General features: G+C 47.8%; 21 protein-coding genes. 11 read left to right on the top strand and 10 right to left on the bottom strand.

The annotated features are described in order from the left end of the window. The first annotated feature begins 27 nt into the window (after positions 1-27). Positions 28-600 (top strand): PhnA domain-containing protein, encoded by a 573-nt coding sequence (locus tag AB0L18_RS06220; RefSeq protein WP_367391719.1) that lies wholly within the window; start codon positions 28-30, stop codon positions 598-600. A 1-nt stretch (position 601) separates the two neighbouring features. On the opposite strand, the gene rlmF is transcribed toward AB0L18_RS06220, so the two are convergent. From rlmF to AB0L18_RS06185, 7 genes are all read right to left on the bottom strand, one after another. Further along, positions 602-1,576 carry a 23S rRNA (adenine(1618)-N(6))-methyltransferase RlmF gene (gene rlmF / locus AB0L18_RS06215; protein ID WP_367391718.1) on the bottom strand — a complete coding sequence of 325 codons (975 nt, stop codon included), beginning with the start codon at positions 1,574-1,576 and terminating at the stop codon, positions 602-604. Between the two features lie 2 nt (positions 1,577-1,578). After that, on the bottom strand, positions 1,579-2,214 hold the full coding sequence (locus AB0L18_RS06210; RefSeq protein WP_367391717.1) for a trans-aconitate 2-methyltransferase: 636 nt from the start codon (positions 2,212-2,214) through the stop codon (positions 1,579-1,581). A 29-nt stretch (positions 2,215-2,243) separates the two neighbouring features. Then, positions 2,244-2,564, bottom strand: coding sequence for a hypothetical protein (locus tag AB0L18_RS06205; RefSeq protein WP_367391716.1), 321 nt, complete (start codon positions 2,562-2,564; stop codon positions 2,244-2,246). A 50-nt stretch (positions 2,565-2,614) separates the two neighbouring features. After that, a complete protein-coding gene (gene gatA, locus AB0L18_RS06200; protein ID WP_367391715.1) occupies positions 2,615-4,036 on the bottom strand; it encodes an Asp-tRNA(Asn)/Glu-tRNA(Gln) amidotransferase subunit GatA in 1,422 nt (473 codons plus the stop codon). 91 nt (positions 4,037-4,127) lie between these two features. Further along, a complete protein-coding gene (gene hisS / locus AB0L18_RS06195) occupies positions 4,128-5,483 on the bottom strand; it encodes a histidine--tRNA ligase (protein ID WP_367391714.1) in 1,356 nt (451 codons plus the stop codon). Positions 5,484-5,573: 90 nt separating this feature from the next. Then, the gene (gene pheS / locus AB0L18_RS06190; protein WP_367391713.1) at positions 5,574-6,623 is read right to left on the bottom strand and encodes a phenylalanine--tRNA ligase subunit alpha; all 1,050 of its coding nucleotides are present in this window, start codon (positions 6,621-6,623) and stop codon (positions 5,574-5,576) included. A gap of 152 nt (positions 6,624-6,775) precedes the next feature. Beyond that, complete coding sequence (locus AB0L18_RS06185; protein WP_367391712.1) at positions 6,776-7,501, bottom strand: phosphatidylcholine/phosphatidylserine synthase; 726 nt, start codon at positions 7,499-7,501, stop codon at positions 6,776-6,778. A gap of 135 nt (positions 7,502-7,636) precedes the next feature. On the opposite strand from AB0L18_RS06185, the gene AB0L18_RS06180 reads away from it, so the two are divergent. Beyond that, positions 7,637-10,648, top strand: a complete 3,012-nt coding sequence (locus AB0L18_RS06180; protein WP_367391711.1) for a gliding motility-associated C-terminal domain-containing protein — start codon at positions 7,637-7,639, stop codon at positions 10,646-10,648. On the opposite strand, the gene nadD is transcribed toward AB0L18_RS06180, so the two are convergent. From nadD to dnaN, 3 genes are read right to left on the bottom strand one after another with little or no spacing between them, the layout of a single operon-like run. Next, a complete protein-coding gene (gene nadD / locus AB0L18_RS06175) occupies positions 10,649-11,224 on the bottom strand; it encodes a nicotinate (nicotinamide) nucleotide adenylyltransferase (RefSeq protein ID WP_367391710.1) in 576 nt (191 codons plus the stop codon). A 4-nt stretch (positions 11,225-11,228) separates the two neighbouring features. Continuing rightward, complete coding sequence (locus AB0L18_RS06170) at positions 11,229-11,669, bottom strand: hypothetical protein (RefSeq protein ID WP_367391709.1); 441 nt, start codon at positions 11,667-11,669, stop codon at positions 11,229-11,231. Then, entirely contained in the window at positions 11,669-12,784 is a 1,116-nt protein-coding gene (dnaN, locus tag AB0L18_RS06165; RefSeq protein WP_367391708.1) for a DNA polymerase III subunit beta, read from the bottom strand. The genes AB0L18_RS06170 and dnaN overlap by 1 nt, the downstream gene beginning before the upstream one ends. 153 nt (positions 12,785-12,937) lie before the next feature. On the opposite strand from dnaN, the gene AB0L18_RS06160 reads away from it, so the two are divergent. From AB0L18_RS06160 to dapB, 9 genes are all read left to right on the top strand, one after another. Continuing rightward, positions 12,938-14,200: a M16 family metallopeptidase gene (locus AB0L18_RS06160; protein WP_367391707.1), complete on the top strand. Its 1,263-nt coding sequence runs from the start codon at positions 12,938-12,940 to the stop codon at positions 14,198-14,200. Between the two features lie 171 nt (positions 14,201-14,371). Continuing rightward, a complete protein-coding gene (locus AB0L18_RS06155) occupies positions 14,372-15,406 on the top strand; it encodes a rod shape-determining protein (RefSeq protein WP_367391706.1) in 1,035 nt (344 codons plus the stop codon). A 30-nt stretch (positions 15,407-15,436) separates the two neighbouring features. Continuing rightward, on the top strand, positions 15,437-16,258 hold the full coding sequence (gene mreC / locus AB0L18_RS06150) for a rod shape-determining protein MreC (protein WP_367391705.1): 822 nt from the start codon (positions 15,437-15,439) through the stop codon (positions 16,256-16,258). Beyond that, on the top strand, positions 16,259-16,780 hold the full coding sequence (locus tag AB0L18_RS06145) for a hypothetical protein (RefSeq protein WP_367391704.1): 522 nt from the start codon (positions 16,259-16,261) through the stop codon (positions 16,778-16,780). Positions 16,781-16,798: 18 nt separating this feature from the next. Next, complete coding sequence (mrdA, locus tag AB0L18_RS06140) at positions 16,799-18,679, top strand: penicillin-binding protein 2 (protein WP_367391703.1); 1,881 nt, start codon at positions 16,799-16,801, stop codon at positions 18,677-18,679. 10 nt (positions 18,680-18,689) lie between these two features. Further along, positions 18,690-19,187 carry a dihydrofolate reductase gene (locus tag AB0L18_RS06135; RefSeq protein WP_367391702.1) on the top strand — a complete coding sequence of 166 codons (498 nt, stop codon included), beginning with the start codon at positions 18,690-18,692 and terminating at the stop codon, positions 19,185-19,187. 4 nt (positions 19,188-19,191) lie between these two features. After that, positions 19,192-20,259, top strand: a complete 1,068-nt coding sequence (locus AB0L18_RS06130; protein ID WP_367391701.1) for a proline iminopeptidase-family hydrolase — start codon at positions 19,192-19,194, stop codon at positions 20,257-20,259. 54 nt (positions 20,260-20,313) lie between these two features. Beyond that, the gene (dapA, locus tag AB0L18_RS06125; RefSeq protein ID WP_367391700.1) at positions 20,314-21,207 is read left to right on the top strand and encodes a 4-hydroxy-tetrahydrodipicolinate synthase; all 894 of its coding nucleotides are present in this window, start codon (positions 20,314-20,316) and stop codon (positions 21,205-21,207) included. Further along, on the top strand, positions 21,204-21,929 hold the full coding sequence (gene dapB, locus AB0L18_RS06120) for a 4-hydroxy-tetrahydrodipicolinate reductase (protein WP_367391699.1): 726 nt from the start codon (positions 21,204-21,206) through the stop codon (positions 21,927-21,929). Before dapA ends, dapB begins: the two co-directional genes overlap by 4 nt. The last annotated feature ends 15 nt before the right edge of the window (positions 21,930-21,944 follow it).

Genomic DNA, 21,944 nt, shown 5'->3' with positions numbered 1-21,944 from the left:
GATTTTTTTATCACTATCTAAACTTAAATGAGTACTCAAAAAGAATTAATTGCCCGTAGTGGCAGCCAGTGTGAGTTGTGTGGTAGCCCCGAGAACTTAGCTAGCTATCCTGTGGCTCCCCGTTCCGGGGACTTGGCTGCTGATTGTGTATATGCCTGCGCTACTTGCCGTACTCAATTGGATGACCCTGCGCAAGTGGATCCCAACCACTGGCGGAGCCTCAATGATAGTATGTGGAGTGAAGTGCCTGCTGTACAAGTTGTTGCGTACCGTATGCTCCATCAGTTAAGAGCGGAAGGCTGGCCAGGAGAATTGCTGGAAATGCTTTACCTGGGGGAAGAAACACTAGCATGGGCCAAAGAGGGCATCGCCGACGAAAACGCTATAAAGCATATCGATAGCAATGGCAACGAACTGGAAGCAGGTGACACCGTCGTTCTAATCCAAGACCTCAAAGTAAAAGGGGCCAACTTCACGGCCAAACGGGGTACCGCTGTACGCCGAATTTCCTTGGTTCACGACAACCCCGAGCACATCGAAGGTAAAGTAGACGGGCAGCAGATTGTTATCCTGACGAAGTATGTGAAGAAATCGAAGTAGATTAAAGGGAAAGATAGGCCTCCCAAGCCTTACGCTGCTTAGCTGTAAGAAAGGTCCAGGCGAGGATACGGCTCGTCTTATTGCCTTGCGCCATGGGGATGGTCTTTACCGCTGTGGGGCCGATCTTTTCCAAGGTTTGATAAAGGAATTTCAGGTGTGCTTCTTTCGAAACCAAACTGGTGAACCAGAAACAGGAAGTCGCAAAAGCTTTGCTTTCCTGGATCAGGTTGCTCAGGAATTGTTTCTCGCCGCCGGGATACCAGAGTTCATTGCTTTGTCCGCCAAAATTGAGATGAGGTTTGGCTTTGGGCTTACCCTTCAAATTGGCTTGTTTACGTTGGTTGGCGGCCTGTGCTTCTTGCGCTGATGCGTGGAAAGGAGGATTGCAGAGAACCAATTCGACGCGCTCGTTTTCCAGCAGAATTCCTTGTAGGAGCCTGTCCGTGTTGGGTTGCAGACGCAGCGTAACTTTGCTTTGCAAGCGTTTGTTATTTTCGACAATACTTTGCGCATGCTCTATCGCCACTTGGTCAACATCGCTGCCGATAAACGACCAGCCGTATTCACTACTACCAATGATGGGGTATACGCAGTTGGCCCCTACGCCAATGTCTAGGCATTTAATTTTTTCGTTGAAATAAGCTTTGGTCGCAGGGCTTGATTTCTCGGGGTAGAGTAAATCGGCCAGATAATGGATATAGTCGGCCCTGCCAGGAATGGGCGGGCACAAATAGCCATCGGGAATATCCCAGTAATCAATGCCGTAATACTGTTTCAGCAAAGCCTTGTTCAGCGCTTTTACCGCCAATGGGTCAAAGAAATTGATGCTATCGTTGCCGAATTTATTTGGCTTTACAAAAGAAGACAAGGCTGGATTAGTCTCCTTAAGTTGATCAAAATCATAAGGTCGGAGATGTTTGTTGCGAGGATGCAGCTGTTGTTTGGAGGCAGTAGGGGGGCGTTTTTTATCAGACATATTTACCTCTTTTTTGCAACGATGATTAAGTCTATGACTGGGGCTTTACCCGGCACAGGGGAAGAAATTCGCTGAGCAAGATGAATAACTAAGCCGTTATCGAGCAACGCTTTTACGAGATAGTCCTCTTGGTGGTAATGCATATAAAGCTGCTCTTCGCCACCAGAGCTAGGACCCACCCAGCCCGATAATGCATCCTCTCCCTCCATGGTGCTCAAATAAAAAACACCTCCAGGGTTCAATAATTCAGCTGCGTCGTTGATGAGCTTTACGCTTTCTTTCTTGGATAAATAAGGTAAACAAAAACCACAGATGATGCCATCGTATTTTCCGGGTAGTTCACCAATGTTCCGGCAATCAAGCCGTTTAAAAGTAGCGGTAGGATTATTAACGCGCGCCAGATCCAGCATTTTGGGCGCCAGATCAATACCTAGCAGCGTCGCACTGGGATGTTGATCAAGCACATATTTAGTAATGTTTCCTGGCCCGCAGGCAAGGTCTAATAGATGAGGTGCTGTAGGGACTAAAGAACAAAACAAATCGAGCGAGTCATGGTATTTAGTCAAGTCCATGTATTTGGACTGGTATTCTTCGGCATGGCGATTGAAAATTGAAATGGCAGCTTGTGTTTTATCCATTATACCAGTAGTTTTTCGAAGCCTCCTTGCTACTTTCTGCCGTCTTTGAGCAAATTTGCTGCCCAAATCATAAAGACGTACAATGCAGCAGAAGCATATAGGCCTGCAATTAAAGACCTTTTCAATACTGCTACCTTATCAGGATTTACTCCCAACCCAATGAGGAGAAAAATCAGAAACATTACTATAAATGTCCAAATGACGGGTTGCTTGAGGTAGCGATGATAATTAAGAAATTCTTCCTTCTTAGAAATTGGAGATTTTCGTAGCCAAGCTTTAATGATACCAATTAGTGCTCCAAAGAGGAAAATAAAAAAGGGTTTAGCTAATTCCGTCAAAAAATCGTCCATACAGTTATTAATTAATTTTTAAAACGGAGGATACTGGCAGAATGCCTTTTTTACCCCACACTGTTAGCAAAAGCCAGTAGTGACGCTTCGCCCCAAGCAGGTGCCATCAATTGCATGCCCAGCGGTAGTTGGGTGCTTTGGTGTGTTCCACTAGGAAGGCTAATGGCTGGCAAGCCCGCCATGTTAGCTGCCACGGTGTAAATATCGGAAAGGTACATCGCCACAGGATCTTCAAGGCTTTCCCCTAGTGGCCAGGCGGGAGTAGGAGTGGCGGGAAGACAGATAAAATCGTAGTCAGCAAAAATTTCGTTGACGCGATCCACCAGTAATCGTCGCACTTTCTGGGCACGCGCATAATAAGCATCGTAATAACCCGCACTAAGCACGAAGGTACCCAGCATGATTCGGCGTTTCACCTCCTGACCAAAACCCTCGGTACGTGATTTTTGGTAAGTATCGAGCAGGTTTTCTGCTTCACTGCTCCGGTGTCCGTAGCGGATGCCATCGTAGCGCGATAAATTGCTGGAAGCCTCGGCAGTAGTAAGGACGTAGTAGGCGGGGATAATGTAATCCAGTAAATCAAATTCTACTGCTTCCACAGTGTGTCCCTGCGCTCGGAGTTGATCGAGAAATGCTTCGGCATTGGCGCGCACTTCCTCATCAAGGCCAGGATGTTCCAAGGCCGGACGAATATAGGCGATCCGGGCTGGTTGGCGCTGAGCAAGGTTGCTGCTGTAGGCGGGTACTTCGATGGTGCTGGCAGTACTGTCAAAATCATCAGCACCCGCCATGATTTCCAACAACAAAGCGGTATCCTGCACACTGTGGCTAAGGGTGCCGATTTGATCAAAAGAAGAACCATAAGCCAGCAGGCCGTGCCGTGAAATTCGGCCATAAGTAGGCTTAAAGCCAATGACACCACAGAAGGCCGCCGGCTGGCGTACTGATCCTCCGGTATCACTACCGAGGGCGGCCAGACAAGTATCTGCTTGTACGGCTACCGCAGCAGCTCCCGACGAACCTCCAGGAATACGGGTAGGGTCGGCCGCATTACGGGTAGGACCATAGATAGAGGTCTCGTTGGTAGATCCCATAGCGAACTCGTCACAGTTGGTGCGACCAATAATGATGGCATCTTCTTTTAAAAGACGTTCAATGGCCGTGGCTGAAAACAGCGATGAAAAACCTTCCAGTATTTTCGAACCCGCGGTTACCTGATGGTTTTCGTAACAGATAACGTCTTTGATGGAGATCACCATTCCGGCTAAACGACCAAGTTGTTCTCCTCGCTGGCGACGCTCGTCTTGCTGTTGGGCAATAGCGCGTGCTTCTTCTGCCCAAACTTCTACGTAGATATTCAGGTCCTGGCTAGCGGCAATTTGCTCCAGGTAATAATCGACTATCTTGACGGTGGTCAGTTCTCCTTGTTGGATGGCTTGTTGAACTTCCGCTAAGCTGGTAAATTTTGGCATTGTGGAGTGGGGTATTAGCCGATGCGGGATTGATTTGTATTATTGAACCATATAAGAAATATAAGGCCATTCGATTTTCTAAAAAGAAGGCTTATAGCAACTTATTAATGATTTTTTCTATCGTCAATTTCTCCTGCTCCCCACTTTCCATGTTTTTGAAGCTCAGTAGACCGCTGCTGACCTCATTTTCGCCAATGAGGATCACGTAGGGTACCTTGCGGTCATTGGCGTACTTCATCTGTTTTTTGAGCTTGGTGGGCTCTGGGTAGAGGTCGGCGTTGATGTTGGCCGCGCGCAATTGGTTGAGACAACGGAAGGCATAGCGGTGACTGTCATCATCAAAAGCAATCAAGAGTACTTTCAGGGCAGCAGCATCTTCGGCAGGGAATAAGTCCAGTTCTTCCAAAACATCATAAACCCGTTCTGCACCAAAAGAAACACCTACACCCGGCATGTTCTTCATACCAAAAACGCTGGTCAGATCGGCGTAACGTCCGCCACCACCAATGCTGCCCATCTTTACGGAGGGGTGAGCGGTAGCATCTACATTGACTTCAAAAATACAACCCGTGTAATAGTTGAGGCCACGGGCCAATGTGATATCGAACTGTAAGGTGTTCTTGAATTCGTACCCTTCCAGGTAAGCAAAAACTTGAGCAATTTCTTCTACACCGAGCAGACCGGTTTCGCTGGTGGAAAGGGCTGCTTTTAGATCCGCTAATTCCTTGATGGCCAAAATTTCTTCGATCTTGGCGATGGCAGCCAGGTCAATACCACGTTCTCCCAGTTCTTTACGAACACCCTCAATACCTACTTTGTCCAACTTGTCGATGGCTACAGTCATGTCAACCATCTGGTCAGGAATGCCTGCTACTTCCGCAATACCAGCCAGGATTTTGCGATTGTTGATGCGGGTGATGGTCTTGATTGCCAATTTACCGAATACCTCATCATAAATTTGTACCAATTCCGCCTCGTAGCTCAAGGAATCCGATCCTACTACATCCACATCACACTGGTAAAATTCCTGGTAGCGTCCTTTCTGAGGACGGTCGGCCCGCCAGACAGGCTGAATCTGGTACCTTTTGAACGGGAAGGACAAATCATTCTGGTACATCACTACATAACGGGCAAAGGGTACGGTAAGATCATACCGCAAACCCCGCTTGGAGATAGAAGGAATCAGTGCAGTTGAGTTCCGTTCCTTGAGTGCTTGCTCATCAGCTTTGTTTAGAAAATCACCGTTGTTGAGCACTTTGAACAAAAGCCGGTCGCCCTCTTCCCCATATTTCCCCGTAAGGGTACTCAGGTTCTCCATCACAGGCGTCTCGATGGGTTGATAGCCATACTTGACGAAGACACTACGAATGGTTTCGAAAATATAATTACGACGGTTTACCTGTTGGGGTAAAAAATCGCGCGTGCCTTTTGGAATACTTGGCTTCATGGAGGATTGGAATAAAAATCAAGATTTAGGAGTAGAAGTAAAGATGCGTTGCCCTCAATTGTTGAGCGCAATAACCAAAGGGTTATTCACCTACAATACTCCGGTAAACTGTTTTAAGAAGCGAACATCGTTTTCAAACATCAGACGAATGTCCGTGATATTGTACAACATCATGGCCTGGCGTTCAATCCCCATACCGAAGGCAAATCCGGTATACTTTTCGGAATCAATACCACATTCCTCCAAAACGTTGGGGTCAACCATACCACAACCAAGGATTTCTACCCACCCGGTGTACTTACAGATATTACACCCCTCGGCATTACAGATGAAACAGGAAACATCCATCTCTGCACTAGGTTCCGTAAAGGGGAAGTAAGAAGGGCGCAAGCGAATGCGCGTGTTCTCCCCGTACATCTCACGAGCGAAGTAAAACAGGGTCTGCTGCATATCCGCAAAAGATACTTTCTCGTCGATGTACAAGCCCTCCACCTGGTGGAATTGGGCGTGTGAACGCGCTGAGATAGTCTCATTGCGGTAGACCCGTCCGGGGGCAATGATACGAATCGGTGGCTGCGTACTTTTCATGGTTCGTGCCTGTACCGAAGAGGTGTGCGTACGCAACAGTTGGGCACCCGCACCAGGTTCGTAGCCTTTCAGGTAATAAGTATCCTGCATGTCGCGGGCCGGGTGGTCTTCCGGCGTGTTGAGTGCCGTAAAATTGTGCCAGTCGTCTTCAATTTCAGGTCCCTCTGCTACTGCGAAACCGATGCGCTCGAAGATGCTCACAATACGGTTCATCGTGGTCGCAATCGGATGGCGCGACCCCAAAACCAGGGGCTCTCCCGGTGCGGTCAGGTCGAGATCACTAGCGGCAGATGCTTCGGAAGCGGATTCCAGATTGGCTTTCAGTTCGGCAAACTTAGCCTCTGCGGCTTGCTTGGCTTCGTTGACGAGCTGGCCATATTCTTTTTTGCGCTCGTTGATGACATTGCGGATTTCGCCCATCAACGGCTTCAATTGGTTCTTACTCCCCAGGAATTGAATACGAAACTGTTCGAGTTCTTCACTCGAAGTAGGGGCAGCGGCCTTGATGGCGCTGATCAGGTCACGTACTTTATCGAATAACTGTTCTGCCATGGTGCGTAATCGTAATCGTGATTTGTCAACCGGTGTTGACTTGATTCAACAAGTTGAAAGCTTAAAAAATTCCCTGCGAGGGGGAGCGTGCAAAATTAACCAGTGATGGTCGGTTTGTCTCTATATCTTCTCCTATACTTCAGCAATGAAATTCATCTCAGGCTGCGGTTAGTGGTAAAGTGACGAACGATGTTGGTAACAATGTAAATCAGCACAATGGGTGCGAGCGCCACTTCACGCCAGATCAACAAAAAGACCAGTGCTGAGGCCGCAAAGATAATCCGCAGGGCGTTGCCTTCCCAGCGTAAGTGCTTAAATTTGAAACTAAACATGGGGATTTCCGCCAATAATAGCCAGGAAAGGGCGAAAATCAGGGCATACATCACGAATCGTTGTTCTATAATTTCTAAAAAGAAAGGAACTTCAGCCCGGTAGAGCATCAATAAGCCAAGGACAAACAGGGTACAAGCTGGCGTAGCCAGTCCAATAAATCCTTCGGTCTGCCGCTCATCCAGGTTGAAACGTGCAAGACGTAGTGCCGATGCCCCCGTCAAAATAAAAGCTGGAAATGCAAACCAATGGATACCGCCTTGCATAGGATTGGAAAAATCAGGATGTGCGCCTACTACCATTAAGGTGTAAAGCATCGCTCCCGGCACCAATCCGAAAGAGATAAGATCGGCCAGGCTGTCGAGTTCTTTGCCTACGGGTGAGCTTACTTTTAGTGCGCGCGCCGCAAGGCCGTCAGCAAAATCAGCCAGGGCAGCGGCGGCTAACCATCCGGCGGTGGCAAAGTACCAGCCTTGAAAAAGACTGAGTATAGCCGCACAGCCACACAGTAAATTGACGAGCGTAATGAGGTTGGGAATCTGTTTCATACCTCAAAAGTGATAAATAAAAGTTAAAATCTTACTTCCAGACAGCAACTAAACAGACAAAAGCTTCTTATATAAAGACCAAAAGCTACGCTTTTGTGTTTTTAAACGTTAGACTAAAAGCCAAATGAGCATACTATGCGCAAAATATACTTCTTATTCCTATTTTCAATCCTTTATTTACCTGCCGTTTGGGCACAACCTTCCAACGACGAATGTGTGAATGCTATCCCACTGGATGATATCACGCTGTGGTGTTCTTCTCCGGATGCCTTTACCACGGTCAATGCGACCGTCTCGCCGGAAGACAGCCCCTCCTGTTTCCCCAATAACCAGAATGCTCTTGATGTTTGGTTCTCTTTCACGGCAATAGCACCTATCGTCAGTATCAGTGTGATCGGAGAAACGGATGTCAACGATGGAGGTACCATTCAAGATCCACAGTTTGCGCTCTACGAAGGGACTTGCGATAATCTTGGCGATGCGATCGCGTGTGCATCAGACAACTCCAATGCCGATCAGGTAACGATCTTCGAATCGGGACTCACTATTGGCCAAACTTATTACATTCGCGTCAGCGCTCGCTTCAACCAGACGGGAACTTTCGAATTGTGTGTCAACAATTTCAACGAAGTCCCTCCACCTGATGGCGATTGTGACTCTGCCGTAATTCTTTGTGATAAATCACCATTTTCGGTCGCTTTTGTGCTCGGTGTCGGTAATACGCCTAATGAGATAGGAGATGTGAGCTGTAGTAGTGGTACCTGTCCTTTTGATGAATCCAGTAGCACTTGGTACAAATGGACCTGCCAGGATAGTGGCCCCTTGGCCTTTACGCTCACCCCTCTGAATCCTGCGGATGACCTCGATTTTGTGGTCTTTGAACTACCCAACGGGCTGGACGATTGTAGCGGAAAACAAGACCTTAGATGTATGGCTTCTGGCGAAAATGTGGGTGCTCCTTTTGCGGAGTGGGCTCCTTGTACGGGCCAAACGGGCCTCAGTCTGGCCGATCCGGATATCGGAGAAACCTGTGGTTGCCAGCCGGGAAACAACAACTTTGCTCAGGCAGTAGACATGGTTGCAGGCCGCAGCTACGCACTGGTCGTCAATAATTTTAGCCAGTCGGGAGCAGGATTTTCAATTGAATTTGATCAGAGCCCCGGCACGGGCACCTTCGTGGGGCCGGAGGCTAATTTTGTTTTTGAACCCTCAATTGCTTGTATTGGCGAAACGATCCTCTTTACGGATGCATCTTCTTTTATTGGCAATATTGACAGTTATACCTGGGATTTTGGCACAGGTGCTGTACCACGTACGGCTACCGGGGAAGGCCCGCACGGAGTTGTTTACAATACGCCAGGTATCAAGCCGGTTATCCTGGAAGTTACTTCTGAGCGCGGTTGTATTGTCACCCGTATCAATCTGACTACCGAGGTGGTCTGCTGTGATGATCATTTTACGACCGGTGCTATTGTGAGTGATGTTGACTGCCCGGACAGTACCGATGGCGCGATTGATTTTTTAGTGAGCAACGATTACGGGCCTTATGGGTATGCCTGGAGCAATGGCGCCAATACCGAGGATCTTACTGGTCTGGCTCCCGGAGTGTACACGGTAACGGTTGTAGATGAAGCGACTTGTCAGGATGCGTTTTCTTTTGTGGTAGACAGCCCTCCCCCTTTTACTTTTGATACCCTGGTGGTTATGCCTACCTGTAACGGGGGTACCGATGGTGCAGTTACGCTGGTGGTAAACGGAGGAACACCTCCCTATCAATACAACTGGCAGAACATGGGCTTCGGACCTGACAATACCCTGAGTAATATCAGCCAGGGTGATTATACCGTCATCGTTCGTGATGCCAATGGCTGTCAGTTTACCCAGGTTTTACCCGTAAGGGAACTTGAGCTACAGCTCGATCCTACGGTACAGACGATCACGCCTCCCAGTTGTTTTGGGTTTAGTGATGGTTCTATCGTGATTGTGATCAACAATGGATTGCCTCCTTACGAGTACAATTTTAACGATGGGAATGGGTTTACGCCCAATAACACCTTGAACAATATCTCTGCTGGAACCTACCAGGTAGATGTGCTGGATGCGAATCTCTGTAGTGGCTTTTTTGAATTGGTGGTTGAAGATTATCCGCCACTTACGCTGGACTTTGCCATCGACAATGTTAGCTGTTTTGGTGAAAGTGATGGCACTGTAGAGGCGCTCGTCACTGGTGGTTTCGGAAGTTATGCCTACAATTGGAGCAATGGAGCAAACGGGGCTATCAATGGAAATCTCATTGCCGGTACTTATGATCTACAGGTGACCGATGAGAACAATTGTCTGATTACTGGCGAGGCCATCGTTACACAGCCCGATAGCTTGGGGCTAGGTTTGGTGGAAGTCATTGATAATATTTGTTTTGGCGAAAGCGCAGGCAGTATTGAAGTCGAGGCCGTTGGTGGTTCGCCCCCTTACGAATATAGCATTGACGGTTTTACGTTTCAAACGGATCCAATATTAGATAATTTGCCCGCCGGGAATTACGAAGTGACGGTATTGGATGCCGAAGGATGTACGGCTACCGTTGCTGCGACGGTCACACAACCTCTCGAGTTGATTGTTGATGCTGGTGGCGACCGTTTTATTGTTCTGGGCTTTGATACGTTGGTAAGGGCCGTCTCCAATTATTCTCCCGTGACGTATACCTGGACGCCAATGGATTCACTGAGTTGCCTCAATCCGGATTGCAGCCTGGTGCAGGTCGATCCTACAAGCACGACGACTTATCAGGTACTCGTCACCAATGAAAATGGCTGTACGGCTACCGATGAGGTGACGATTAGGGTCATCAAAGATCGGCCGGTCTTTATTCCCAACGTCTTTAGCCCGAACAACGACGGAAGCAATGATGGGTTTACCATTTTCAGCGGACCAGGGCTAGAACTCATTGAGAAATTACAAATTTTCAGTCGCTGGGGCGAATTGGTGTTCGAAGCGAACAACATCTTCCCCAATGATGAAGGAGTAGGCTGGGATGGCCAATTCAACGGCGAGCCCGTCAACCCGGGTGTTTTCGTCTATCTGGCACAATTACGTTTCGTAGATGAAGAAATTGTGGAAGTCAAAGGAGATGTGACCCTAATCAGGTAGTTACCTGTACAAACCACTCCCTTCCAGGTATTCATACACGGCATCTGGCACCAGGTACTGGACTGATAACCCTTCCTGAAGGCAGCGGCGGATATAAGAGGCTGAAATTTGCATGAGCGGAGCTTCCCAAAGATGAATGCTGGGATGCTCCGCTAATTCGCCTAATTCATATTGGGGGCGCTGGTAGACGTAGATTTGGTAATCCCGTAAGAGGATTTCATAATTTTTCCACTTGTGTAAAGTCCCCAGGTTGTCTCCGCCCATAATGAGGACAAACTCGCGGTCGGGGTATTTTTCCCGAAGGTAGATCAGGGTGTCGACCGTATAGGAAGGCTGTGGAAGTGAGAATTCTACATCCGAAGCTCGGAGGTGAATATTCTCTCCAATGGCCAGCCGGACGAGGTGTAATCGATCGTGATCTCGTGCTAGGCTCTTTTTGTTTTTCAGCGGATTTTGCGGACTGACGATCATCCAGACCTCATCAAGATCGGTTTGGGTGGCCATGAAATTCGCAATCACCATGTGGCCGGTATGAACGGGGTTGAAAGACCCAAAGAATAGACCTGTTTTACGCATAGGATCAGTTTTCAGCAGCCGAGGTTTCTTCGGTAGTGATGACTTCCTCGGAAGTACTGGTTTTTCCGTCTTGCGGTTGATGATGTACCCGCCAGCCTTCGGCACCTTTTAGGAGGAGATACTGTTCGGGATAAACTTCGAAACCATCGTCAATCATCGCCTCACACCGCAACAAAGTATCGCCGCTTAGTGGTTGGCAAAGAATACTATTGATGATGACGGAAGAAGTGTCAGGCAAAGCCTCTGGATCAGCCATGATGGCCTCAAGGGCATCCACATAGGCCGCTCCGGCAGGCGTGCAGAACGCTGCGGCCCCCGTGAAATCACCACGATGGAGAGTGTTGATATAAGCCCCGACCACCTCTTCTGGTTCTGGTGAGGAAGCCTTAGCGCAAGCACCTAGCAATAAGCACAAGCAAGCACCATAAAAGAAGTAGTGATGCATTAGTTACTTAGCATCACGGGCATGACCAGCATCAGGATTTCTTCCCCTTCGGTTTCTTCAGTAGGCAGAAGGATACCGGCACGGGTAGCTGAGCTCATCTCAATTTTCACCTCATCGGATTCAAGAATACCCAGCATTTCTACCAGGAAACGAGCGTTGAAGCCGATCGTTAGCGGGTCACCATCATAGGTGCAAGTCAGTTGTTCTGTAGCTTCGTTGGAGAAATCAAGATCCTGCGCGGAAACCGTTAGGCTACCATCACTGATACTGAGAATTACCTGGTTGGTGGTCTTGTTTGCGTAAATCGCAATCCGCTTCAAGGAGTTTTGGAAGTCCGTCCGGGAGACGCTCAAGACGTTTGGATTATCCACGGGGATAACGGCATTGTAGTCGGGATAGCGTGCATCAATCAGGCGACAAACCATACTGGTGCCAGCGAAGCTAAAGAAAGCGTTGGCTTTATTGAAAGACAAGGTTACTTCTACGCCATCGGGCAGTGCACTCTTGAGTAAATTGAGGGCTTTTTTAGGAACGATGAAGGTTGTGGAAACTTCACTGGTCACATCGTTGAAAGCGTATTTTACTAATTTGTGGGCATCCGTCGCCACCAAGGTTACCTTGTTGAAATCTACCTGGAAGTAAACACCAGTCATGGCTGGCCGCAATTCATCAGAACTGGTGGCAAAAAGGGTGTTGTTGATTCCTTGCAACAAAGAACGAGAAGGTACCGCAACGGTGTCAACCGTATCCGCTTCAGGGACATTGGGGAAATCTTCGCCATTCTCTCCGGCCAGTTTGTACTTTCCGTAGGCAGAAGTAATTTCGATACCAAAATTACTGTCATTTACCGTAAAGGTAATGGGCTGCTGGGGAAGTGCTTTCAGTGTTTCCAACAGGATTTTGGCGGGTACTGCTACCATGCCATCTTTATCGGCCATTACTTCAATGGAGGTAATGATGGAAGTTTCCAAATCCGTTGCCGTAATTGACAATTGGTTGTTCTCGATGCGGAAAAGAAAATCTTCCAGAATCGGGAGTACCGGATTAGAACTGATAGCTCCACCTGCTACTTGCAGGCGCTTGAGTAAATCGTTAGAGGATACACTAAACTTCATAGGTAATTGTAATGGTGATAGCGAGTAGCAAAAATACAATTAAATGAGCGATAAAGCGGACTAAGATGTTAACAATATGTGGATAAGTATGTTTTTATAGCTTTGCATTTTATAACAGAGCAATTTTTGCTCCCTATTCACTAGCGAAAATTTATGCCAGCTCCTCCACCGATTTTTCCCGTTACCCATATAGAGCTTCCTGATTTTGAGCAGCACGTGCTTGCCAATGGCTTGCCTTGTTATCATATTAATCGTGGAACCCAGGATTTGGTTCGCATTGAGTTTATCTGTTGGGGTGGTCGGCCTTACGAAAAACATCCTTTGGTTGCACGCACCACGGCAGCCCTGCTTAAGGAAGGCACCCATCGGCGCACCGGAAGTGATATTGCTGAGCAATTTGATTATTACGGAGCGCATCTCAGTGTTCCTTTTCAAATGGATACCGGTAATTTGGCTATGCACTGCCTCAACAAGCAGCTCCCGGAAATATTACCACTTTTTGTAGAAATACTTTGTGAACCCGCTTTGCGGGAAGCTGATCTACAGGCATATGTAAAGCGTAAGCAACAAAGCCTCAAGGAAGACTTGAGCAAAGCGGAAGTGATTGCTTATCGCAATATAACGGAATATTTTTTTGGTAAGGATCACCCCTATGGTTACAATTCCAACACAGAAGTTTACAACAACCTCCAACAGTCCTGGCTGGTAGAGCACCATTACCGATGCTTTCATGCGGGCAATGGCTTTGCGATCATCAGTGGCCGTTTTGACGAAGTGACCACCAGCTACATCCACGGCGAATTGGCGCGTATCCCTAATCGGGCGGCAGTATCTCCCAAGCTGACACTTGATGTTGATCAGGCGCCTCACAAGATAATAGTCCCTCATACCCAGGGAGGTCAAGCGGCAATACGAATCGGCCGCCGACTCTTCCCTCGGACGCACCCAGACGCCAATGGCTGTTACGTCTTGGCCAATCTTCTGGGCGGCTATTTCGGAAGCCGTCTGATGGAAAACATTCGAGAAGATAAGGGGTACACTTATAATATTTCAGCTGCTTATGACAGCTTCCGCTGGGGCGGAACTTTCCAAATCGATACGGAAGTAAGCCCGGAATACGTACAACAAACCCTGCACGAAATCCAACATGAAATAGCGCGCTTGCGCGATGAATTGGTCGAAGAAGAAGAGATGCAAATGCTGCGTAATTACCTAATGGGCTCTTTTCTGACTATGGTCGATGGACCATTCAACTGGGCAGAAACCGTGCGCACCTTGCTCACGGAACAATTGGGTAAAGAAGATCTGGCGGGCCTGATCAAAACGGTGCAAGAAATTACCCCAGAAGAAATCCAAGGCCTGGCTCAGCACTATCTGCAAGACAAAGACTTGTGGACGGTAGTGGTTGGGCCCTAGAAAATCACTGCTTTAGACCTAAAATTTGCGGTTTTTTGCTTTGCTTTGCAGAAAGAATAAATTAAGCGTAGAAAATAGCCGAGGCTATACACTATTTTACGTAATTTCAGCTTTTAAAGCAGGGTAGTACATCATTCGCCCACTTTTGAAACTAAGGAGAATAAACAATTAATGAAGCTATTTAGCTTATTCAAGCAAGAATTGGCCATTGACTTGGGAACGGCCAATACACTCATCATCCAAGACGGTGTGGTTGTTGTCGACGAACCATCTATCGTTGCGTACAATCGACGTTCGGAAGAGACCATCGCTGTTGGCCGGAAGGCTATGCAGATGCACGAGAAAACACACGAAGAGATAAAAACCATTCGCCCCTTAAAAGACGGTGTTATCGCCGACTTTAAAGCCGCGGAAAATATGATCGAAGGGATGATCCGGATGATCGGCCGTAAACGCCGATTTTTCACACATCTCAAAATGGTCATCTGTATTCCTTCAGGGATTACAGAAGTAGAAAAACGTGCCGTATTCGACTCTGCTGACCACGTTGACTCTAAAGAAACTTACCTCATCTATGAACCAATGGCCGCAGCTTTGGGTATTGGCCTTGACGTAGAGGAGCCGATCGGTAATATGATTATTGACATTGGTGGAGGTACGACGGAGATTGCTGTAATCGCGCTTTCTGGTATCGTAACTGACCAGTCGATCCGTATCGCTGGTGACGAGCTTACTACGGATATCATGAATTACATGAAGCGGCAGCACAATATCCTCATCGGAGAACGTACCGCTGAGCAAATCAAAATACACGTAGGTTCGGCATTACCTGTTTTGGAAGACCCTCCGGCAGACTTTGCGGTCAATGGTCGCGATTTGATGACGGGTATCCCTAAGCAAATTTTTGTGACCTACCAGGAGATCGCTCACGCTATTGATGAATCGATTACGGCCATCGAAGAGGCAGTGCTGCGGGCATTGGAGGCTACACCACCAGAGTTGGCCAGTGACATTTACCGCACCGGGCTTTATTTGACTGGGGGAGGGGCTTTGCTTAGAGGGCTGGACAAAAGGATCAGTTCCAAGACCAAGCTTCCTGTCCACGTGGCAGAAGATCCGCTTCGGGCGGTGGTTCGAGGTACTAGTGCTGCGCTAGCAGATACCGATCGCTATATGCCAATTCTAATTCCTCGGGGTAGCGTATAATCAACCTTGCAGGTCTGAAATCAGTTAGGTATGAGTAGTTTACTCCAACTCTTTACACGTCAAGGAGCATTCTTTCTGTTTGCTACCCTGGAAGTGGTATGCCTTTACCTGATCATCACTTACAATACCCCTCAGCAAGAGGTCGCTTCGTCTACCTGGAATATGTACTCGGGAGTCGTTATGGAGCGGGCCAGCAAAGCCCAAAATTATTTGAAGCTCGAACAACTCAATGACCAACTCCGGGAAGAAAACGCAGCTTTGCTATCCAGAATGCCCAATGCCTTTTATACGGAAGCCTTAAACAACGATACGATACAGAATGATTCCCTGCGGCAACGGTACAATTATATCGCTGGTGAGATCATCAATAAATCCCCGCTGAGTGCTAACATTACTTATGTAGTAAACAGGGGGCACATCCACGGCGTTGAGCCTCACTTGGGGGTCATCAATGGAAAAGGTGTAGTAGGGATTGTCGTTCAGGTCGCACAGCGGCACTGTAGGGTCATGAGTATTACCCATCGCAGTATGCGCATCAGTGCCGGACTTCGCAACAAAAACTTCTTTGGTTCTTTGCGTTGGAACGGCGGCGATACTCGTATAGCAACGCTCTACGCTATCCCGGAATATGCTGATGTTGCGATAGGAGACACCGTAGAGACCACGGGTTATTCTAATATTTTTCCCACCGGAGTACCCATTGGTAGTGTTTCCCGAAAGAACGTTAAGGAGGGAGATAATACCCTAGAGTTGGAGGTTAAGCTTTTCAACAATCTCTACGAGGTGAAAGATGCTTATATCGTTCGTGATTTGATGAAAGGTGATTTGGATCAACTCGACAACCCGGAATAAATGGATAAAGCAATCACCAATAGTACGATCAGGTTTTTTCTACTTTGGCTCCTCCAGGTGTTCGTGCTAAAGCAAGTTGTTTGGGGTTGGGATGGTATCATTTATCTTCAGGTTTTTCTTTATCCTCTCTTCATCTTGTTGCTTCCGTTCAAAACGCCGCGCAGTTTGACGATTTTTTTGGGTTTTATCCTGGGCTTGGCCATCGACTGGCTCTACGAAAGCCCCGGTTTGCACGCTGGTGCTTTGGTCTTTACGGCTTACGCTCGGGCATTTGTCTTGCGCATCCTTACACCTCGAGAAGGTTACAGTATTAAAGACCATCCAACTAAAAAATCGCTAGGGCAAACCTGGTTTTTCCAATACGCTGCTACCCTTATTTTCATTCATTTATTCGTCTACTTTTCTCTGGAAGCATTTACTTTTGTATATTTCAAATCTATCCTACTGAAGGTATTGTTTAGTTGGTTAGGGTCTATGTTTTTCCTCTTGGCAAGCATCTACGCTATCAATCCTGAAGCATAATTTTTTAAAGCTGGTACTGTGGCCGTTGATCATCACAAAAACCGTGGGAGTATTATTCAGGTTTTCTTCATCATCATTACACTGGTGATCGTAGGGCAATTGCTCAACCTGCAAGTACTGAATAAAAACTTCCGCACCCGCGCCGAAGCTGCCGGGTCGAGCAAACAATTAGAATACCCCTCCCGAGGCTTGGTCTTTGATCGTAACAAACAACTCCTGGTTACCAACAAGCCTATCTACGATCTGATGTTTGTTTATAATCAGTTCGAAGACTACAAAGATGATTTCGATACCACCAAATTCTGTCGATTACTAGGCGTTACTGAAGACTATTTCATTGCAGCATTAGATAAAGAATGGCGTGACCCTCGCTATTCTAAGTCAAAAATGGAGCCCTTCCTGACCCGGATAGCACCAGAACAATACGCTACTTTACAGGAAAGTCTATACGAATTCCCAGGCTTTTTTATCCAGGAGCGTAACGCTCGTGCTTACCCTCATCACAGTAGTGCCCACTTGCTGGGGTACATTGGGGAAGTGAGTCCCAGTATTTTGGAAGACTCTACCGATGCCTATAATACGGGGGACTATATGGGGATTACCGGACTGGAAAAACAGTACGAATATTACCTGCGCGGCACCAAGGGTATTCGTCGAGTAGAAAAAGACATTCAGGGTAGAGTTATGGGTAGTGTTAATGGTGGTGAACTGGACGTGAGGCCTGAAGCCGGCGACGACCTTTTTTCTACGATAGACCTTAACCTGCAGACCTATGGCGAAGCATTGATGCAGAATAAAATTGGGAGCATCGTAGCGATTGAACCAGAGACTGGCGAAATTCTGGCGATGATCAGTACGCCTACTTATGACCCTAGCCTCCTGGCGATTGGCACCGAACGTGGCAAGCATTATGCCGACTTGCTAAGCGATTCGCTACAGCCTTTTTTCAATCGGAGTATCCAGGCACAGTACCCGCCCGGGTCTTTGTTTAAGCCCATTGTGGCACTGATTGCTATGCAAAATGGCACCCTTGATCCTAATCGTGGAATCAGCTGCCAAGGAGCTTATTACCTTAATGGCCTGCGCCTCACGGGCTGCCACAACCACCCTTATTGCAAAGACGTAGCTACGGCTATTCAGTACTCTTGCAATGCTTACTTCGTGACGGCTTTTCGCGAAGTTGTTGATCGTTTTCCCGAAGAAAATACGCCTCGTCAGGGCTTAACTGATTTTAATAACTACCTGGAAAATTTTGGCATGGGCAGCCCGTTAGGACTCGACTTCCCCGGAGAACAGCCGGGTAACGTCCCTTCTGCTGCGTTCTATGATAAAGTCTACGCCAACGAAACGGGATGGAAGTCGATTTGGCTTCGATCTTTAGGGATTGGTCAAGGGGAATTACTGACCACCAACCTGCAATTAGCCAACCTTGCGGCCGCTATTGCCAACCGTGGCTACTTCATCACTCCTCATCTTACGCGTGCCTTAAGAGACGCTGAAGGGAATCCTATCCCAGCCCCTTTAAGCTTGAAAAAGCGGCAAACAGGTATTGATGCCAAGCATTTTATTCCGGTCATTGATGGGATGGAAATGGTAGTACAAGCAGGTACTGCCCGCATTGCTTACATCCCGGATATTCCCATCTGTGGAAAAACGGGTACTGCCGAAAATACCCAGCGTGGAGGCAAAGACCACTCTATCTTTTTTGCTTTTGCACCAAAGGAAAATCCAAAAATTGCAATCGCCGTTTACATTGAAAACGGAGGCTGGGGAGGAAGCTACGCAGCACCGATTGTAAGTTTGATGATTGAAAAATACCTGCGGGGGGAAATCACCCCGGAACGCCAGTGGCTAGAAGATCGCATGAAGGCTGCCAACCTTATCGGTGGTCAACCATAAAATTCAACCTATGATTGTATCAGCTATTGTAGCAGCTGCTAAGAATAATGTAATTGGGGATGGTAACGATATCCCCTGGAGAATATCTACTGACCTCAAGTATTTCAAACAGACAACCCTTGAACATCACGTTATCATGGGGCGGAAAACTTTCGCTAGCATGGGGCGCCCGCTGCCCAAGCGTACCAATGTTGTGCTCACCCGAGACCTGATGTTTACCGCTACGGGAATTCTCGTGGCACATTCTATCGAAGAAGCGCTCACGATTGCTTACGATAATGATGAAACAGAGGTGTTTATCATCGGTGGCGGCGAAATTTACCAGCAAAGTATGCACTACCTGGATAAAGTGTACCTCACGCGGGTCATGGCAGAACCAGAAGGGGAAGTCGTTTTTCCCGATTTGCCCGCTGATGAATGGGAACTGATCAGTAGTGAAGCCCATCAAGCAGGTGAGCGTGATGAACATGATTTTGTCTTTGAAGTTTATTCTAGAAGAAAAAACTAGCCTAATGAAAAACCTAATTCTTCCTTTATTTTTACTAAGTATCTTGGCCCTGACTTTTGCCTGCGAGCAAAAAGCCCCTGTCAACCAAGAGATTCCTGAAGATGACAAAGCCATTTCCCTGGCGGAATACTTCGACAACAGTGGGCGAGATGATGTCATCAGTGGTGGAATCAAACTGATTCCTATTACGACACCCAGCGGCACCTTTAATGTCTGGACCAAGCGCACCGGCAACAACCCTACCATCAAGGTACTGCTCTTGCACGGAGGCCCTGGTGGAACCCACGAAGAATGGTTGGCTTGCGATAGTTATTTCCCCGGCGAAGCCATCGAATATTATTATTACGATCAACTGGGCTCTCATTACAGTGATCAACCCGAAGACAGTACCCTCTGGCGCACCGAACGCTTTGTGGAAGAAGTAGAGCAGGTAAGAAAAGCCCTCGGCCTCGGCCCTGACAACTTCTACCTGATGGGCCAATCTTGGGGAGGCATCCTGGGCATGGAATACGCATTGAAATATCAGCAAAACCTGAAGGGGCTGATTATTTCCAATATGATGGCAAGTTGTCCGGAATACGGGGCTTATGCAATGGAAGTACTGGGGCCGGCAATGGATCCAGCGCTGTTTGCGGAAATCAAAGCTTTTGAAGCGGCGGAAGATTTTGGCAATCCTCGCTACATGGATATCCTGATCAATCACCACTATACCGAGCATGTTATCCGTTTTCCAGTAGCAGAATGGCCGGAGCCGGTCAACCGTCTTTTTGCACACATGAATCCCGCAGTATATGTCCCCATGCAAGGGCCCAGCGAGTTTGGTATCCGCGGCTTACTGGCCGATTGGGATGTTAAAGACCGTCTTAAAGAAATTACGGTACCCACGCTTGTTATTGGAGCAGCTCACGACACCATGGACCCCAAACACATGAAGTGGATGGCAGGAGAAGTGCAGAATGGCCGTTACCTTTACTGCCCTAATGGGAGCCATCTTTCGCAATACGACGATCCCGAGCATTATTTCCCCGGGGTGATCAAGTTTTTGAAAGATGTTGACCAAGGGGCTTTTTAAACGACAGCATCAGATTACTTAACTTTCCGTCAAGGAACAGTACAAAAATAGATCATGGATCAAAATTTCTGGGATGGTGTCTACACCGCCATCGTTACCCCGTTTCATAAACAAGAAGAAGTGGACTATGAAGGGTTTCGGAAACTGATCCGGGAGCAAATTGCCGCTGGCGTAAAAGGGATTGTTGTGGTGGGTACCACCGGAGAATCTCCTACCCTCAACATTACCGAGCACCTGCAAGTAGTGGAAACGGCGGTGGAAGAAGTAGCGGGCCGTATTCAGGTAATTGCGGGCACGGGCTCCAATGACACCCGCTCTGCACTGAATACTACCGCCAGGGCCCACGAGCTAGGCGTAGATGGTTTTCTGCAAGTTGGTCCTTATTATAACAAGCCAAGCCAAGAAGGACTCTATCAGCACTTTTCCAGTATTGCTGATAGCACTGATAAGCCAATTATGCTGTACTCGATCCCTGGCCGGAGCGGTATTGCTATTGATACGTCTACAGTTGCCCGTTTAAGAGCTCGTTTTGAACATGTGAATTGTATCAAAGAGGCAGGTGGCTCATGTGATAAAGTATCGGAATTGGTGCATGAGTTGGGGGATAGTATCACGGTCCTTTCGGGGGATGATGCGCTTACCTTGCCGTTTATGTCCGTTGGGGCAAAAGGTGTGGTGAGTGTTACCTCCAACCTTTTACCCAGTGGCATGGTCAAGATGGTACAAGCAGCTTTAGCCAATGATTTTGTATCAGCGCAAGCTTACCACAAGAAGTTTTTCCCTTTGTTTGCACAAATGTTGTCTTTGGAGCCCAATCCGGTTTGCATCAAGTATGCTTTGCAGAAGGCTGGTAAAATTGAGACTTCACAGGTTCGGTTACCATTGGTAGCTCCTGCCTTAGAGCATCAAGCAAAACTGGATTTATTGCTGCAAGATTTTTTGTCATGAAAATATTCTTAAACGGAGCAGAGGGGCGTATGGGCAAGGCTATTTCCGCAATAGCGGCCCAAGAAAAAGCCATTATCGAAGTTGCGGCTACGCGAGAGCAGCCACAGCTGGAGGTCATTGAGACTTGTGATGTTGTCGTAGATTTCAGTACCCACGAGGCTACCTTAGCCATTGCTGCTGCTGCGGCCAAAGCGGGCAAGCCACTTATCATCGGAACTACGGGACACACCGCAGGAGAGAAAACAGCAATTCTGGCCTACCAGCACAGCATCCCTATGGTATGGGCAGGCAATTACGCAGTAGGCGTCAATCTGTTGTTTTACCTTACGGAAAAAGTAGCAGCCACCCTCACCAATGACTTTCACCCAGAAGTGGTGGAAATGCACCACCGTATGAAAAAAGATGCTCCCAGCGGCACTGCCGAAAACCTGGTGGAAGCTATCCTCCGCGGCCGAGCATGGTCGGCTGATAAAGTATGCCACGGCCGCTCTGGTATCACCGGCGAACGACCCGACGAAGAAATTGGTGTCCACTCCCTCCGTGGAGGCGAAGTAGTTGGCGAGCATACCGTTATATTTGCTGGTCCCGGCGAACGCCTGGAGTTGAAGCACCAAGCCAGTGATCGGAGGATATTTGCACAGGGAGCGATCGTCGCGGCACGTTGGGCATTGAGCCAGCAAGCAGGACTTTATAATATGCAGGATGTATTGGGGTTGAAGTAAACAGTATAAGAGCAG

The organism is Lewinella sp. LCG006 (assembly GCF_040784935.1).
In the GTDB taxonomy this organism is placed as follows: Bacteria; Bacteroidota; Bacteroidia; order Chitinophagales; family Saprospiraceae; genus Lewinella.
The sequence above is the reverse complement of the archived record's forward strand: the minus strand, read 5'-3'. Positions and strand labels throughout refer to the sequence as shown.

Excerpts from the sequence above, each read along its gene's own strand:
- AB0L18_RS06220 (WP_367391719.1), top strand. The coding sequence starts at position 28 with ATGAGTACTCAAAAAGAATTAATTGCCCGTAGTGGCAGCCAGTGTGAG.
- rlmF (WP_367391718.1), bottom strand. The coding sequence starts at position 1,576 with ATGTCTGATAAAAAACGCCCCCCTACTGCCTCCAAACAACAGCTGCAT.
- AB0L18_RS06210 (WP_367391717.1), bottom strand. The coding sequence starts at position 2,214 with ATGGATAAAACACAAGCTGCCATTTCAATTTTCAATCGCCATGCCGAA.
- AB0L18_RS06205 (WP_367391716.1), bottom strand. The coding sequence starts at position 2,564 with ATGGACGATTTTTTGACGGAATTAGCTAAACCCTTTTTTATTTTCCTC.
- gatA (WP_367391715.1), bottom strand. The coding sequence starts at position 4,036 with ATGCCAAAATTTACCAGCTTAGCGGAAGTTCAACAAGCCATCCAACAA.
- hisS (WP_367391714.1), bottom strand. The coding sequence starts at position 5,483 with ATGAAGCCAAGTATTCCAAAAGGCACGCGCGATTTTTTACCCCAACAG.
- pheS (WP_367391713.1), bottom strand. The coding sequence starts at position 6,623 with ATGGCAGAACAGTTATTCGATAAAGTACGTGACCTGATCAGCGCCATC.
- AB0L18_RS06185 (WP_367391712.1), bottom strand. The coding sequence starts at position 7,501 with ATGAAACAGATTCCCAACCTCATTACGCTCGTCAATTTACTGTGTGGC.
- AB0L18_RS06180 (WP_367391711.1), top strand. The coding sequence starts at position 7,637 with ATGCGCAAAATATACTTCTTATTCCTATTTTCAATCCTTTATTTACCT.
- nadD (WP_367391710.1), bottom strand. The coding sequence starts at position 11,224 with ATGCGTAAAACAGGTCTATTCTTTGGGTCTTTCAACCCCGTTCATACC.
- AB0L18_RS06170 (WP_367391709.1), bottom strand. The coding sequence starts at position 11,669 with ATGCATCACTACTTCTTTTATGGTGCTTGCTTGTGCTTATTGCTAGGT.
- dnaN (WP_367391708.1), bottom strand. The coding sequence starts at position 12,784 with ATGAAGTTTAGTGTATCCTCTAACGATTTACTCAAGCGCCTGCAAGTA.
- AB0L18_RS06160 (WP_367391707.1), top strand. The coding sequence starts at position 12,938 with ATGCCAGCTCCTCCACCGATTTTTCCCGTTACCCATATAGAGCTTCCT.
- AB0L18_RS06155 (WP_367391706.1), top strand. The coding sequence starts at position 14,372 with ATGAAGCTATTTAGCTTATTCAAGCAAGAATTGGCCATTGACTTGGGA.
- mreC (WP_367391705.1), top strand. The coding sequence starts at position 15,437 with ATGAGTAGTTTACTCCAACTCTTTACACGTCAAGGAGCATTCTTTCTG.
- AB0L18_RS06145 (WP_367391704.1), top strand. The coding sequence starts at position 16,259 with ATGGATAAAGCAATCACCAATAGTACGATCAGGTTTTTTCTACTTTGG.
- AB0L18_RS06135 (WP_367391702.1), top strand. The coding sequence starts at position 18,690 with ATGATTGTATCAGCTATTGTAGCAGCTGCTAAGAATAATGTAATTGGG.
- AB0L18_RS06130 (WP_367391701.1), top strand. The coding sequence starts at position 19,192 with ATGAAAAACCTAATTCTTCCTTTATTTTTACTAAGTATCTTGGCCCTG.
- dapA (WP_367391700.1), top strand. The coding sequence starts at position 20,314 with ATGGATCAAAATTTCTGGGATGGTGTCTACACCGCCATCGTTACCCCG.
- dapB (WP_367391699.1), top strand. The coding sequence starts at position 21,204 with ATGAAAATATTCTTAAACGGAGCAGAGGGGCGTATGGGCAAGGCTATT.